Here is a 14,024-nt window from a genome sequence, read left to right as displayed (position 1 = left end):
TGACGTGTTAACTACTGTGTAAAGATGTCGCATGCTATCAAAGGGGGTGACCCCGTCCGGAATCCGCGGCCCGCCGCGCGGATGCGGTCGCAACGGACGACGCCCCGGGTCGGGCCCGGCGTGAGACGGAGAGGATCGACGTGCTCTACCAGCTCTACGATTTCCAGCATGCGGCCCTGACGCCGCTCCGGCTCGCGGCCGAGGCGACCCAGGCCACCTTCCAGCATCCGCTCAATCCGGGTGCCTATACCCGGTTCGGCCGCGCCGTCGCCGCCGGGGCCGAACTGATCGAGCGCACCACGCGCCGCTGGGGCAAGCCGGAGTTCGGCCTGCCGACCACGGTGGTGGACGGGCGCGAGGTCGCGGTGACGGAGGAGGTGGCGCTCCAGAAGCCGTTCTGTACCCTGGTCAACTTCGCCCGCGATACCGTCCGCGACGACCCCAAGGTGCTGCTGGTGGCGCCGCTGTCCGGGCATTACGCGACCCTGCTGCGCGGCACCGTGGCGGCGCTGATCCAGAACCACGACGTCTATGTCACCGACTGGCACGACGCCAAGATGGTGCCGCTCTCCCGCGGCCCCTTCGACCTGGACGACTACATCCAGTACGTCATCGACTTCATCCGCTTCCTGGGGCCGGACGTGCATGTCATGGCCGTCTGCCAGCCGGCCGTGCCGGTGCTGGCGGCGGTCGCCCTGATGGCGCAGATGGACGATCCCTGCCAGCCGCGCAGCATGGTGCTGATGGGCGGGCCGATCGACACCACTGCGGCACCGACGCAGGTGACCCAGCTTGCCGAGACGCGCGACATCGGCTGGTTCGAGCGCAGCGTCATCACCACCGTGCCGGTCTACTATCCGGGCGGGCTGCGCCGGGTCTATCCGGGCTTCATCCAGCTCACCGGCTTCATGTCGATGAACCTGGACCGCCATGTGGGCGAGCATTTCAAGCTGTTCCGCCACCTTGTCCGCGGCGACGGGGAGAGTGCGGAGGCGCACCGCAAGTTCTACGACGAGTATCTGTCCGTCCTGGATCTGACGGCGGAGTTCTATCTCCAGACGGTCAACACCGTGTTCCAGCGCCATTCCCTGCCGAAGGGGGAGATGACCTGGCGGGGCATGACCGTCACCCCGTCCGCCATCACCCGCACCGCCCTGATGACGGTGGAGGGGGAACTGGACGACATCTCGGCCCCCGGCCAGACCATCGCCGCGCACCGGCTCTGCTCCGGCATCCCCGACGAGATGCAGGTGGACCACATGCAGAAGGGCGTCGGGCACTACGGCATCTTCAACGGCCGCCGCTGGCGCGAGGAGATCGAGCCCCGGGTCCGGGCCTTCATCCGCCGGCATGACGTGCGCAGCACCCGCCGGCTGGCCGCCGCCGAATAGGGAGGGGGCATCCCCTTTCGATACGGAGACGGGACCGGAACGCGACGAAGGGCGGTTGCGCCGGCAACCGCCCTTTACGATGCGCCCCGATCCCGTGACCCGCGATCCTGTGGTTCATGTTCCGCGGCCGGCGGCGGGGACGACGCCCCTGTCCGGCCTTGCGCGGATGCGGCCGGTCCGGTGCCGGCCGCGTGCGGCCCCCGCCCGGGGCGGGGGCTGCGTCGGCTCAGGACTCGTAGATCTGCCTGCGGGCCTCTTCGAGAAGGATCTCCATCTCCTTCTCGATCCGGTGCTCGGAGATGTCCACGCCCTTGGCCTGGAAATCCTCGTGGATGCGCCGGAGGATGTCCCGGTGGCCGGGCTCGGCGAAGTCCACATCCACGATCTGCCGCGCGTAGCCGGCCGCATCCTCGCCGTCGAGGCCGAGATGTCCCGCCGCCCAGAGGCCGATCAGCTTGGCCCGGCGGGCGAAGATGCGGAACTGGAGTTCCTCGTCGTGCTTGAACTTGTTCTCGAAGGCCTGTTCGCGCTCGTCGAACGTGGTCATCGCATACCTCTGAAATCTCAGGCGTCGGTGTGGGGGGAGCATCGAGTCCGGATGTCCGGACATCGAGCGGGCCTTATATACTGGGATGCCGGTCGGCGCTACTTTTGAACGCCGCCGTCGCAATGTCGCAGACACCCTACCGCAGAGACGTTAACAGAGACCCATGTGCAGTGTCGTCATTCTCCGGCGCTCCGGCCATCCCTGGCCCGTCATCCTCGCTGCCAACCGGGACGAGAGGGTGGACCGTCCGTGGAAGCCCCCCGCCCGGCACTGGCCGGACCGGGAGGACGTGGTCGCCGGGCTGGACGAGGCGGCCGGCGGCTCCTGGATGGGGCTGAACGATGCCGGGCTCGTCGCCTGCATCCTGAACCGCGAGGGCACGCTGGGCCCGGAGGCCGGCAAGCGCTCCCGCGGGGAGCTGGTGCTGGAGGCGCTGGACCATGCCGACGCCGACGCGGCGGCACGGGCGCTGTCGCATCTCGACGCCGACGCCTACCGCCCCTTCAACCTGGTGCTGGCGGACAACCGCGACGCCTTCTTCCTGTCCCACCGGGGCGAACGGCCGCGCGGCCGTGTCCAGGTGGAACCGATCCCCGAGGGGCTGTCCATGGTGACGGCGGCCGACCTGAACGATGCCGCGGACTGTCCGCGCATCCGCTTCTTCCGGCCGTTGTTCCAGGCGGCCCCGCCGCCCGACCCTGACTCCGCCCCCGCCCCTGGCTCCGATGCGGGCGACTGGTCCGGCTGGGAGGCGCTGCTGGGCAGCCGCATCTGGGACGGCGATGCCGGTCCGCGCGGGGCGATGTGCATCGTCACCCCGGTGGGCTTCGGCACGACGAACGCCAGCCTGCTGGCCCTGCCCTCGGTGGACCGGCCGGGCGTCCGCCCCGTCTGGCGCTTCGCCCCCGGCAGCCCCGACCGCACGCCCTTCGCGCCGGTGGTTCTGTAGGGGCGGTGGTGCTTCAGTTCAGGGCGTGATCCGGGGCGGGCGGGTGACGGAAAGCCGGTGGCCGGTGTCGGCGCAGCGTCAGCCCCAGTGGCGGACGCGGCCGGTATCGACGTGGACGAAGCCGGACTTCGGATAGTAGCCCACGCCGCCCATCTGAAGGTCCAGGGCGACCTGCCGGATCTGCTGGAGCTGCCGGCCGGGCACGTCGATGTCGATCGCCTTGCCCACCATGTGCAGGCTCTTCGTCGCCACCCCGCCGGACCGGGAGGCCAGCATGGCGTTCGTCTGCGGGCAGCGGTAGCCGCAGATGACATGGAACGGTTCAGTGGTGCGCAGGCGCTGCTGCATCCTGAACAGGATGTCCAGCAGGCCCGGATCGGTGTCGCCCACCTCACCCGTGCGCCAGTCGCGCAGGACGTGGTTCACGTCCACCAGGGCGTCGGGCAGATAGCGGCCCTCCGACCAGTAGGTGACGCGCAGGCGTTCGTTGGTGTGCAGGTGCCGGAATTCCAGGCTGCGGCGCTTGGCGGCGGCGGACGGGGCGGCGATGGCCGGGGCGGCGATCAGCCCCGGGACGGCCAGCGTGGCCGCAGCCCCCAGCGCCAGTCGGGAGAGGCCTCTCAGCAGGCCGCGGCGGTCGATCGCGCTTGCGGTATCCGTGCCCCCGGTTCCCGCTCCCCTGGTGCCGGTTTCCGGCCCCTGGAGCCCCAGGATGGTCCCGTTCCGCCGATCGGTCATGCCGTCTCCCCTTGCCGCCGGGCCGGAGCCGTGGCCGCCGTCCCCACGGCGCGTCCACCTTCCGGTCATGGCGTCCCAGCCATGCACCAGCCATGCATTCCCAACGGTCCGAGCCCGCCCGTCTTGCGTGCGACGCAGACCGTGCATGCAGTGTTGGCAGACTGGGGCGTCGCTGGCAAGACTCAATTCACCGTCTGGTTAACCCTGTCGGTCGGCGGATTTCATCATTCCGCAACCGGACCGGCCCCCTCGGCGCCCGGTTTCGCCATGCCTGTCCTGGCGGCGGCGGGGGCTCTCGGGGGCGCCTGCTGCCGCCCCTGCGGAGCGGCCAGCGCCGCGGCCAGCGTGGTGTCGCGGCCGTAGATGTCGGGCCGGAAGGCGACCGTGCCGTCCTCCTCCACGAAGGCGGTGACATAGGTGACATGGACCGGCAGCGGCCGGCGCAGCCGCACCACCTGCCGCTGGTCGCCGGCGATGGCGGCGTCCAGCCGGGCGCGGTCCCAGCCCGTGGTCCCGGTCAGGCGCAGCACCGTCTCGGCCAGATCCAGCGGGTTCTCCACCCGCATGCAGCCGTGGCTGAAGGTGCGGTTCGCCCGCTCGAACAGCCGCTTGGACGGCGTGTCGTGCAGGTAGACGTTGAAGCGGTTGGGGAACATGAACTTGATGCGGCCCAGCGAATTGGTGTCGCCGGGCTTCTGCCGCACCTTGTAGCGGTTCAGGTTGCCGTGGCGCCAGTCCACGGTCGCGGGATCGACCGGCACCGCCGTCTCCGACCAGTCGGACAGCAGCTCGTAGCCGCGCCGGGCCAGATAGCCCGGATCCTTGCGGGCCTTGGGGAAGATTTCGTCCCGCGCGATGCTCGGCGGCACGTTCCAGTAGGGGTTCAGCTCCAGATAGGTCATCGACTCGCTGAACACCGGCGTCCGGGTGAAGGGCGCGCCGACGACGATGCGGGCGGTGTGGACCGGCCGGTCGCCCTCGAACACCGCCAGCTCGAAGGCGGCCAGATTGACGATCAGGTAGCTCGGCCCCAGGTCCGCCGGCAGCCAGCGCCAGCGTTCCATGTTGATCTCGATCTGCGTCACCCGCTGCTGCGCCGTCACGTTCAGCGCCGCCACCGACTGCCGTCCCACGGCCCCGTCCGGCTCCAGCCCGTTGCGGCTCTGGAACAGGCGCACCGCCGCCTCCAGGGCGGGGTCGTAGAACTGCGGGTCGGCCGGGGCCGGGGCGGCCGGCGACAGTTCCCCCGTCGCCGCCAGCCGGGCGCGCAGGGCGGGCACCCGCGGATCGCTCTGGCCCGGCTTCAGCGTCTCCCCGCCCGTGGGCACGGCGAGCCAGCCCCCGGCTGCGGCCAGGGTGCGGTAGGCGGCCAGCGCCGCGCGCAGGCGCCGGTATTCGGGCCGTGCCGGCGCCATGGCCCGGACGGCCCCGCCCGGGTCCGCGGCCTCCGCCACCTGACGCAGCAGCGCCTGCGGGTCCGGCTCCTGCCGCTCCACGATCAGTTCGGGGTCGATGCGCGACGGGTCCAGCCGGCCGGCGGCGAGGTCGCGGCCGAACAGCAGGGCGCCGCGGCTCAGCAGGACTTCCAGTTCGGCCAGCGCGTCGGGGGAATCGCCGTGCTCCAGCAGGGCGCCCAGGCGCTGCACGCCGTAGCGCCGCGGGTCCAGCCCGTCCTCCGCCGCCGCGGCCAGGGCGGCGTACAGCAGGTGGGCGCGGGGGGAGGGGCGGCCGTCCGCGATCCAGACGGGGGCGGAGGCGCGGCCGTCATAGAAGCGGCCGAGCTGCATCAGATCCTCGCCCTCGCGCTCGCCGCCCCGGACGCCGACGCCGGTCAGCAGGCGCTGTTGCAGCGCCTGCTCCAGTCGGGTCTGTTCGGGGCGGGCCTGTTCGGGCCGGGTCTGTTCGGGCCGGGCCTGATCCGGCGTTCCCGCCGCGACCGCCCCGCCATCCAGGACCGCGACCACCGCCGCGACCACCATCGCCAGGGCCGCCAGGGGCCGCATCACCGTCCGCATCAGACCGCTTCCGTTCCGAACCTCATCCCGCCCAGGGTGCCCGTGCCGGGGGGCGGGCGCTACCCCCAAGTTGGGGGTCCAGGTCCGGGTCCCCAGGTCCGGGCCCCCAGGTTCGGGACGCGCCCTCATCCCCGGGGGAGACGCGGCCCGGCCGTCAGGCGGCGAGGCCACGCTCCACGAACAGGGCCAGCCGGCGGGAGAAGGCGACCGGGTCGGGCAGCGGCTCCCCCTCCACGATCCGGGCCTGGTCCAGCAGCAGCCAGGCCACGTCCGCCAGCCCGTCCTGTGCGCCGCCCGCGGCCACCCGTTCCGCCAGCCGGCGGACCAGGGGGTGGCCGGGATTGACCTCCAGGATGCGGGTGGCGGCGGTGTCGAGCTGGCGGTGCTGCTTCAGCAGCCGCTCCAGATGGATGTCCAGGTCGCCCTCGTCCGCCACCAGACAGACGGCGCTGTCGGTCAGCCGTTCGGAGGCGCGGACATCCTTCACCGTGTCGCCCAGCGTCATCTTCAGCAGCGCGATCAGGGAGGCGAGATCCCCCTCCGCCGGCCGCTCGGCCGGGGGCGTGTCCGGGCCGCCCTGGATCTTCGCCAGATCGGCGCCGCCGCGGGTGACGGACTTGAAGGGCTTGCCCTGGGCCTCGCGCACGGTGCCGACCCAGAACTCGTCCACCGGGTCGGTCAGCAGCAGCACCTCCACGCCCTTGGCGCGGTAGCCTTCGAGCTGCGGGCTCTTCTCCAGGGCGGCGGCGTCCTCGCCGGCTATGTAGTAGATCGCCTCCTGCCCCTCCTTCATGCGGCCGACATAGGTGTCCAGCCCGATCAGCTCCCCGCCCGAGGCGGTGGTGCGGACCCGCAGCAGCTTCAGCAGTTCGTCGCGGTGGGCATGGTCCTCGTACAGCCCCTCCTTCAGCACGGCGCCGAAGGCGTCCCAGAAGCGGGCATAGTCGGCCGCGGACTCGGGGTCGGCCGCCTTCTTCGTCAGCTCGCCCAGCACGCGCTTGGTGATGCCGCTGCGCAGCTTCGCCAGGGTCGGGTTGTGCTGCAGCATCTCGCGGCTGATGTTCAGCGGCAGGTCCTCGCTGTCCACCACGCCGCGCAGGAAGCGCAGCCAGCCGGGCACCAGGCTCTCCGCCTCGTCGGTGATGAAGACCCGGCGGACATAGAGCTTCACGCGGTGGCGTCGCTGCGGGTCGAACAGGTCGAACGGCCGCTGGCTGGGCACGAACAGCAGGCCCGTGTACTCGATCACGCCCTCGGCCCGCCAGTGCAGGGTCAGCCACGGATCATCGAAGGCGTGGCCGGCGTGGTGGTAGAACTCCTTGTACTGCTCGGGCGTGATCTCCGACTTCGGCCGGGTCCACAGGGCCGAGGCGGCGTTCGCCGGCGCGGCCTCCTCGCCCGTGCCCAGCACGATCGGCACGGCGATGTGGTCGGAGTACTTCTTGATGATGGTGCGGAGGCGCAGCTCCTCCAGATAGTCGTCCTCGCCCTCGCGCAGGTGCAGCACGATGCGGGTGCCGCGCGCCGGCCCCCCGTCTGCAGGCACCTCGCCCTCCGGCACGGCCCCCACGGTGAAGCTGCCCTTGCCGTCGCTGGCCCAGCGCCAGAGGGTGGCGTCGCCGGCCTTGCGGGTGAACACCTCCACCCGGTCCGCCACCATGAAGGCGGAATAGAAGCCCACGCCGAACTGGCCGATCAGGCTGAAATCCTTGCGGTTGTCGCCGGACAGCGACGTCAGGAAGGCGGCCGTGCCGGAGCGGGCGATGGTGCCCAGATTCTCGACCAGATCCTCGCGGTTCATGCCGATGCCGTTGTCGGCAATGGTCAGGGTGCGCGCGGCCTTGTCGGGCACGATGCGGATGCGGAAGCCGGGGTCGCCGGCGGTCAGCTCGGGCTGGGTCAGGGCGGCGTAGCGCAGCCGGTCGCACGCGTCGGACGCGTTCGAGACCAGCTCGCGCAGGAACACCTCCTTCTCCGAGTAGAGGCTGTGGGCCACGATGTCCAGGAGCCGGCTGACCTCGGCCTGGAAACTGAGCTTCTCCTCAGTCATGGCATGTCACCCTTCGCAGTCTTGTTGTCGGTGGTGGGGGCTGTGCTGTGGTTCGCTGAACCGCGGGCGACGATATGGGCGAAGCCGCGTCCGGCCGCAAGCGCGGATGGGCGGGGGCAACCTTGTCTGGACATACAGAATCTTGTATAAGCGGGGCATGCCCGTTCCCGAGCCCCCTGCGGTGAAGCCCATCGTCTTCCGGGGCAGCGCGCTGGAAGAGCTTCGGTCTTTTCCCGATACCGTCCGGCGTGAGGCCGGATTCCAGCTCGACAGGGTTCAACGCGGTCTTGAGGCCCATGACTGGAAGCTGATGCCGACGATTGGGGGCCGACGATCGGGGCCGGCGTGCAGGAAATCCGGCTGCGCGATGCGGCCGGGGCGTTCAGGGTCACCCAGGTCGCCCGCTTCGCGGAGGCGGTCTATGTCCTGCACTGTTTCCAGAAGAAGACGCAGAAGACGGCGCGGTCCGACCTGGACCTCGCCGGACGGCGGTACCGGGACCGCTTGAAGGAGCTTGGCGGATGAACGGACAGCGTTTCACCAGCGTCTGGGACGCCATCGAGGATACGGCCGCTGCGGCGGAGAACATGAAGCTCCGGGCGACCCTCATGCTGGATCTGGAAGCGCACATCCGGCAGCAGGGCTGGACCCAGGACGAGGCTGCCCGCCGGCTGGGCGTGACGCAGCCCCGCATCTCGGACCTGATGCGCGGCAAGATCGCCCTGTTCGGCCTCGACACCCTGGTGAACATGGCGGTCGCAGCGGGTCTCCAGGTGGAAATCCGCATCGTCCGGGCGGCCTGACGGCCGCCCTCAGCGCAGGGCCATCAGGCCGGTGATCAGGCTGGTCACCTCCGTTCCGTTCAGCAGGATGCGGCCGTCGGGCGCCACCTCCAGCCGGTAGGCGCGGGTGGCGCGGCCCTCGCGGTCGGTGTCGGGCGAGCCCAGGCCCTGGAGCGCGAACAGGCCCAGCGCCGCCCCGGTGTTGCGCATCCGGTAGCCGTCGGTCGCCTGGGCGATCAGGGCGTCGAAGCCGCGCAGGGTCATGGACAGGCCGCCCAGCAGGCCGTGCGCCGTGGCGTCGTCGAAGCTGACGATGCCGTTGGCGGTGGCGCCCGCCTCCTGCGCCTCGAAGCCCAGCCGGTCCAGGCGCACCTCCGCCCCGGCGTCACCCAGCGCCGTGAGGATGCGGCGGTCGAAATTCTCCCGCGCCGCGCCGCCGCCGATGGCCGGTTCCTCCGCCAGCCGGCGGGTCCAGGCGTCCAGCAGTGCCCGGCGCGGCAGGTCCTCCGCCGTCAGCCGGATCTCGCCCCTGCCGGGGACCACGGGGCGCTTCACCGACGGACCGTCGGCCACCAGCCCCTTGTGGGCATAGTCCAGCGACAGCCGCACCCGCTCCCCCTGCAACCCGTCGGCTGCCAGGGTCCAGGTGGCGCTGTCCAGCGCGCTGCGGGTGCCGTCGGCGAAGCGGCGGCGCAGGCCGCGCACCTCCACCTCCGCCTGGGCGCGGGACAGCAGCCCGTCCAGGTTCGGCAGCGCCTGTTGCAGCGCCTCCCGCTCCGCGGCGGTCAGCCCCTCCTGCCCGTCGTCCACGGCCGCCCGGCGGGCCAGCGCGGCATTCCAGGCGGCGTAGCGGGCGACGTCCAGATCCTCCACCCGCAGCTTCGCCGTCAGCTTCGTCAGGGCCAGCGCCGCCTGCCCGTCGGCGCCGTTCATGGACAGTTCGGAGAGGGTCACCGTGGCCGGTCCGGTCCAGCGTCCGTCGGCGTAGCTCTCCGGTGCCATCTTCACGGTCACGGCGGCGGCCTGCAGGGTGCCGGTGCCGTCGCGCGGGGTGAACAGCAGATCGCGGACGGAGGCGTCCAGCGCCTCCAGCGTCCGCAGGTCGGGGCTCCAGCGGCCCTTGAAGGACTGCCGGCCCAGGGTCAGCTCGCCGGCGCGGAATCCTTCGGCGCTGTAGACCGCCAGCGGCACCGGCAGGGTGCCCGTCACCTCCCAGCCGCCGCCGGCGGTCGGGGTCGCGCGGGCGTGCAGGTCCAGCGCCTCCACCAGCCAGCCGTTGGTCAGCACCACCCGGAGCGACGGCACCCGCACCTCGTAGTACCCGTCGTCGGGGGCCACCTCCACCTCCGGCGCGCGGTCCAGCCGGGGCCGGCCGAAACGCGGGGCCGTCAGCTCGGCCAGCCGCGCTTCCAGCAGCTCGCGCAGCAGCTCCGCCCCGGTGGGCGTGACGCCAGCGGGCATGCCGGCGGTGACCGCCTCCTGGGCCAGACCGCGCACGGCCGGCCCCACCGAAGCGGCCAGGGCGGCGAGGAGGACGAGGAGGGCGGCCGCGGTCTTCGAGCGCATCGGTTTCCTGCCTGAAGGTTCCCGCCGGCATTCTCCTGCCGGCACTGCCCGGCCCGGGCCTGCCGGTCCGGCGGCCTGTCCTGATGCCATGGCCGCATGGCTATTCTGTGACCCCCGCCCGGGAAAGGAAACGCCCGGGATGCGGCCTCCTTGCAGCAGGGGCCCCTTGCATTGGGACGCCGCAGCGCCAAGGATTGAGCGCATGAGCAACGCTTACACGACCGGCCGCCCGGTTTCCGACCAGCACGGCCGGGTCATGGCGGTGCTGGGACCGACCAACACCGGCAAGACCTACCTCGCCATGGAGCGGATGCTGGCGCACCGCTCCGGCATGATCGGCTTCCCCTTGCGCCTGCTGGCGCGGGAGAACTACGACAAGGTGGTGCGGCTGAAGGGACCGAAGGCCGTCGCCCTGGTGACGGGGGAGGAGAAGATCATCCCCCCGGCGCCGCAGTACTGGGTCTGCACGGTCGAATCGATGCCGCTGGACCGGCAGGTGCAGTTCCTGGCGGTGGACGAGATCCAGCTCTGCGCCGATCCCGAGCGCGGGCACATCTTCACCGACCGGCTGCTGCACGCCCGCGGCAGCGAGGAGACGATGTTCCTGGGCGCCGACACCGTCCGCGGCCTGATCCAGAAGCTGGTGCCGCGGGCCGAGTACATCTCCCGCCCGCGCTTCTCCAACCTCTCCCATGCCGGGCACAAGAAGCTGACCCGGCTGCCGCCGCGCTCGGCCATCGTCGCCTTCAGCGTGACCGATGTCTACGCCATGGCCGAGATGGTGCGCCGCTCCCGCGGCGGCACGGCGGTGGTGATGGGGGCGCTCAGCCCGCGCACCCGCAACGCCCAGGTCGCCATGTACCAGGCCGGCGACGTGGACTATCTGGTCGCCACCGACGCCGTGGGCATGGGCCTGAACATGGACGTCGATTCGGTCTGGTTCGCGCGGCTGAGCAAGTTCGACGGGCACCAGCCGCGCCGGCTGAAGGCGACGGAGGTGGCGCAGATCGCCGGCCGCGCCGGCCGCCACCTGTCCGACGGGCTGTTCGGCACCACCTGGGACTGCGAGCCGATGGACGAGGAGCTGGTGGAGGCGGTGGAGAACCACAGCTTCCCGCCGCTCCAGCATCTCATGTGGCGCAACGCGGACCTGGACTTCCGCTCGCTCGCGGCCCTGCAACGCTCCCTCGACGCGCGGCCCTTCGCGCCCGAGCTGATCCGGGCGCGGGAGGCGGACGACCAGCTCGCGCTACAGATCCTGGCGAAAGAGGCGGAGGTGGCGGCGCTCTGCACCGGCCCCGCGGCCATCCGCCTGCTCTGGGAGGTCTGCCAGGTCCCGGACTTCCGCAAGGTGCTGTCGGACGCCCATACCCGCCTGCTGGGCCAGATGTTCCGCCACCTGTCGGCGCCGGGCGGCCGGCTGCCGGAGGACTGGGTGGCGGGACAGGTGGCCCGGCTGGACCGGACGGAGGGCGACATCGACGCGCTGGTGGCGCGCATCGCCCATGTCCGGACCTGGACCTATGTGTCGCACCGGGCGGACTGGATGGCCGACCCGGCGCACTGGCAGGAACGCACGCGCGCCATCGAGGACAGGCTGTCCGACGCGCTGCATGAACGTCTGACGCAGCGTTTCGTGGACAAACGCTCGGCCGGGCTGCTCAAGTCGCTGCGCGACGGCCGCGATCTGGCGGGCTCGGTCGCGGCATCGGGGGAGGTCATGGTGGAAGGGCATCCGGTCGGACAGTTGGAGGGGCTGCGCTTCATCCTCGACGCCGAGGTGGCGCCGGAGGATCAGCGCGCCCTGATGACCGCCGCGCGGCGCGCGCTGAAGGACGAGATCGCCGCCCGTGTGCGCGCGCTGGAGTCGGCGGCGGACGACGCCTTCACCCTGGCCGACGACGGCGGCGTGGCCTGGGAGGGGGCGCCCGTCGGCAGGCTGGCGCCCGGCCCGTCGGTGCTGCGGCCGGAGGTGCGGACCCTGCATGACGAGCTGCTGGACGGCGCCCAGCGCGACCGCGTGCGCCAGCGCCTGACCCGCTGGGTGCAGGAGCATGTCGCCGCCGCGCTGGCGCCCTTGCTGCGGCTGGAGACGGCGGAGCTGGCGGGCGGGGCCCGCGGCATCGCCTTCCAGGTGGCGGAGGCGCTGGGGACCCTGCCGCGGCCGCCGCTGGAACCGCTGATCGCCGGGCTGGACAAGGCGCAGCGCCGCCAGCTCGCCGCCCTGGGCCTGCGCCTGGGCTTCAGCCACGTCTTCCTGCCGCAGCTCGTGAAGCCGCGGGCGGTGGCGCTGCGGGCCATGCTCTGGGCGGTGCGCCACAACCAGCCGCTTCCCGCGGCGGTGCCGCCGGCGGGGCGTGTCTCCGTTCCCGCGGCGGACCTGCCCGGACGGCTGGCCGACGCCGTGGGCTACCCCCGGGTCGGGCCGCGCGCCATCCGCATCGACATGCTGGACCGGCTGGAGAAGGAGCTGGCGACCCGCGGCCGCTCCGGGCCGCTGACGGCGGTGGGCGACCTCGCCTCCCTGCTCGGCTGTTCGGGGGAGGAACTGGGCGGCGTGCTGACCGCGCTCGGCTGGCGCCCGCGGATTCTGCCGGCCCCGCAGCCCCAGGCCGTGCAGCCCCAGCCCGCGCAGCCTGTATCCCTGCAGCCCGTGGCCCCGGAAGCGTCGGCCGGTGAGACCCTGGCTGCGGAGATCGTTCCCGCGGAGACGGCAGGTCCGGAGGCGGCGGGGGACCAGGCCGCGCCGCTTCCCGCCGGCCCCGCACCGGACGCGCCCCTGGAGATGGTCCCGGAAGAGACCCCGGAGGCGGCTCCGGAGACCCCCGAGAAAGCGGGACCGGAACCGACCGTCACCGTAAAATACGCCGCCAATCCGTCCGGCGTCCCGACCACCGGCCCCGCCCGACCCCGCAGCCGGCCGCCGCGCCGACGCCGGACGTTGCGGCCACGCCGGCCACCGCCGACCCGGCGGACCAGGCTGCCGTCACGGCCACGGCGGAGGAGCCCGCCCGCCCGTCCCCGCCGCCGGCGGCGCAAGGCCCGGCCGGTGGAGGCTCCGGCCAGCGCCGTTGCCGCCGCTCCCGCTTCCGACACGCCGCCCGACCCCCTCGCGGCCCCGTCCGGTACCCCGTCCGGTACCCCGTCCGGCACTACGCCCGAGGCCGCCGCGGAGACGGCGGAGGGACGGGTCCGGCGCAAGCGCGGCCGTCGCGGCGGCGCCCGGCGGACCGGCCGGCCCGCCACGAGCGAGGGCGTCCAGGCGGCACCGGACCAGCCGGCCGGTGAACGTCCTGCTGAACGTCCTGCGGGCGAGCGTCAGAAGGCGGGGCGTCCCCTGCGGGAGAGGTCTGCCGCCGCGGCGAAGCCGGGTCACGCGAAGCCGGCCCATGCGAAACAGGGCCACGCCGGTTCCGGTCAGGGCAGACCCGCCCAGGCCGGGTCCCCGGGCCGCGACCGGGGGAACCGGGGCGGCGCTCCCGGGGAGGCGCCGGGCGGAAAGGGTGGCCGGCCGGCGGACAGGCCCCCCTCGCGCCAGCCGCCGCGCCAGCCGGCGCCGCGCCCGATCGACCCCGACCATCCCTTCGCCGCGCTGGCGAAACTGGCCCGCCAGTTCGAGCGCGCGGGCCAGGAATGATCGCAGAGGCGGACCTCTCCCCGCCCGATCCGGCCGATGCGGCGGACCTCGCCCAGGGACGGCTGCGGCTGGACAAGTGGCTGTGGTACGCCCGCTTCGTGAAGACCCGCGGGCTGGCGGCCAGGCTCTGCGCCTCCGGCGCCATCCGGATCGGCGGGGCGCACGTCACCAAGGCCCACCACAGGGTGAAGCCCGGCGACGTGCTGACCTTTCCGCTCGGCCCGCACATCCGGGTCATCCGGGTGCGGGCGCTGGCCGCCCGCCGCGGCCCGGCCCCGGAGGCCCGCACGCTCTACGAGGATCTGTCGCCGCCGACGCCGGAGACCCGCCTGCCGCGGGACTGATCCGG

11 protein-coding genes are annotated in these 14,024 nt (G+C 72.6%); 6 read left to right on the top strand and 5 right to left on the bottom strand.

The annotated features are described in order from the left end of the window. Positions 1 to 140 precede the first annotated feature (140 nt). Positions 141 to 1,391 carry a polyhydroxyalkanoate depolymerase gene (locus RC1_RS11660; protein ID WP_012567596.1) on the top strand — a complete coding sequence of 417 codons (1,251 nt, stop codon included), beginning with the start codon at positions 141 to 143 and terminating at the stop codon, positions 1,389 to 1,391. Positions 1,392 to 1,617: 226 nt separating this feature from the next. Here RC1_RS11660 and RC1_RS11655 read toward each other — a convergent pair whose 3' ends face one another. Continuing rightward, positions 1,618 to 1,938, bottom strand: a complete 321-nt coding sequence (locus tag RC1_RS11655) for a DUF1476 domain-containing protein (RefSeq protein ID WP_012567595.1) — start codon at positions 1,936 to 1,938, stop codon at positions 1,618 to 1,620. Positions 1,939 to 2,101: 163 nt separating this feature from the next. Between RC1_RS11655 and RC1_RS11650 the strand changes: the two genes are divergently transcribed. Continuing rightward, on the top strand, positions 2,102 to 2,887 hold the full coding sequence (locus RC1_RS11650; RefSeq protein ID WP_012567594.1) for an NRDE family protein: 786 nt from the start codon (positions 2,102 to 2,104) through the stop codon (positions 2,885 to 2,887). Between the two features lie 78 nt (positions 2,888 to 2,965). On the opposite strand, the gene mepK is transcribed toward RC1_RS11650, so the two are convergent. The 3 genes from mepK to htpG form a co-directional block, all read right to left on the bottom strand. Beyond that, complete coding sequence (mepK, locus tag RC1_RS11645; protein WP_012567593.1) at positions 2,966 to 3,625, bottom strand: peptidoglycan L,D-endopeptidase MepK; 660 nt, start codon at positions 3,623 to 3,625, stop codon at positions 2,966 to 2,968. A gap of 224 nt (positions 3,626 to 3,849) precedes the next feature. Next, positions 3,850 to 5,640, bottom strand: a complete 1,791-nt coding sequence (locus RC1_RS11640) for a L,D-transpeptidase family protein (RefSeq protein WP_012567592.1) — start codon at positions 5,638 to 5,640, stop codon at positions 3,850 to 3,852. 154 nt (positions 5,641 to 5,794) lie between these two features. Next, on the bottom strand, positions 5,795 to 7,690 hold the full coding sequence (htpG, locus tag RC1_RS11635; protein ID WP_012567591.1) for a molecular chaperone HtpG: 1,896 nt from the start codon (positions 7,688 to 7,690) through the stop codon (positions 5,795 to 5,797). A gap of 300 nt (positions 7,691 to 7,990) precedes the next feature. Between htpG and RC1_RS22180 the strand changes: the two genes are divergently transcribed. Then, a complete protein-coding gene (locus RC1_RS22180) occupies positions 7,991 to 8,215 on the top strand; it encodes a type II toxin-antitoxin system RelE/ParE family toxin (protein ID WP_419760923.1) in 225 nt (74 codons plus the stop codon). Further along, positions 8,212 to 8,493, top strand: coding sequence for a helix-turn-helix domain-containing protein (locus RC1_RS11625; protein ID WP_012567589.1), 282 nt, complete (start codon positions 8,212 to 8,214; stop codon positions 8,491 to 8,493). The genes RC1_RS22180 and RC1_RS11625 overlap by 4 nt, the downstream gene beginning before the upstream one ends. Positions 8,494 to 8,502: 9 nt before the next feature. Here the strand turns inward: RC1_RS11625 and RC1_RS11620 are convergent, their stop codons facing one another. Next, positions 8,503 to 10,038, bottom strand: a complete 1,536-nt coding sequence (locus tag RC1_RS11620) for a hypothetical protein (protein WP_012567588.1) — start codon at positions 10,036 to 10,038, stop codon at positions 8,503 to 8,505. Positions 10,039 to 10,240: 202 nt separating this feature from the next. Here RC1_RS11620 and RC1_RS22520 point away from each other — a divergent pair, with 202 nt between their 5' ends. Then, a complete protein-coding gene (locus RC1_RS22520) occupies positions 10,241 to 13,675 on the top strand; it encodes a helicase-related protein (RefSeq protein WP_012567587.1) in 3,435 nt (1,144 codons plus the stop codon). Continuing rightward, positions 13,672 to 14,019, top strand: coding sequence for an RNA-binding S4 domain-containing protein (locus tag RC1_RS11610; RefSeq protein WP_012567586.1), 348 nt, complete (start codon positions 13,672 to 13,674; stop codon positions 14,017 to 14,019). Before RC1_RS22520 ends, RC1_RS11610 begins: the two co-directional genes overlap by 4 nt. The last annotated feature ends 5 nt before the right edge of the window (positions 14,020 to 14,024 follow it).

This window comes from Rhodospirillum centenum SW (assembly GCF_000016185.1).
In the GTDB taxonomy this organism is placed as follows: Bacteria; Pseudomonadota; Alphaproteobacteria; order Azospirillales; family Azospirillaceae; genus Rhodocista; species Rhodocista centena.
Note: the sequence above shows the minus strand (reverse complement) of the source record. Positions and strands in the feature narration are given on the sequence as shown.

What these genes read in the sequence shown, in the direction of transcription:
- RC1_RS11655 (WP_012567595.1), bottom strand. Translation starts at nt 1,938, where the DNA reads ATGACCACGTTCGACGAGCGCGAACAGGCCTTCGAGAACAAGTTCAAG.
- RC1_RS11650 (WP_012567594.1), top strand. Translation starts at nt 2,102, where the DNA reads ATGTGCAGTGTCGTCATTCTCCGGCGCTCCGGCCATCCCTGGCCCGTC.
- mepK (WP_012567593.1), bottom strand. Translation starts at nt 3,625, where the DNA reads ATGACCGATCGGCGGAACGGGACCATCCTGGGGCTCCAGGGGCCGGAA.
- RC1_RS11640 (WP_012567592.1), bottom strand. Translation starts at nt 5,640, where the DNA reads ATGCGGACGGTGATGCGGCCCCTGGCGGCCCTGGCGATGGTGGTCGCG.
- htpG (WP_012567591.1), bottom strand. Translation starts at nt 7,690, where the DNA reads ATGACTGAGGAGAAGCTCAGTTTCCAGGCCGAGGTCAGCCGGCTCCTG.
- RC1_RS11625 (WP_012567589.1), top strand. Translation starts at nt 8,212, where the DNA reads ATGAACGGACAGCGTTTCACCAGCGTCTGGGACGCCATCGAGGATACG.
- RC1_RS11620 (WP_012567588.1), bottom strand. Translation starts at nt 10,038, where the DNA reads ATGCGCTCGAAGACCGCGGCCGCCCTCCTCGTCCTCCTCGCCGCCCTG.
- RC1_RS22520 (WP_012567587.1), top strand. Translation starts at nt 10,241, where the DNA reads ATGAGCAACGCTTACACGACCGGCCGCCCGGTTTCCGACCAGCACGGC.
- RC1_RS11610 (WP_012567586.1), top strand. Translation starts at nt 13,672, where the DNA reads ATGATCGCAGAGGCGGACCTCTCCCCGCCCGATCCGGCCGATGCGGCG.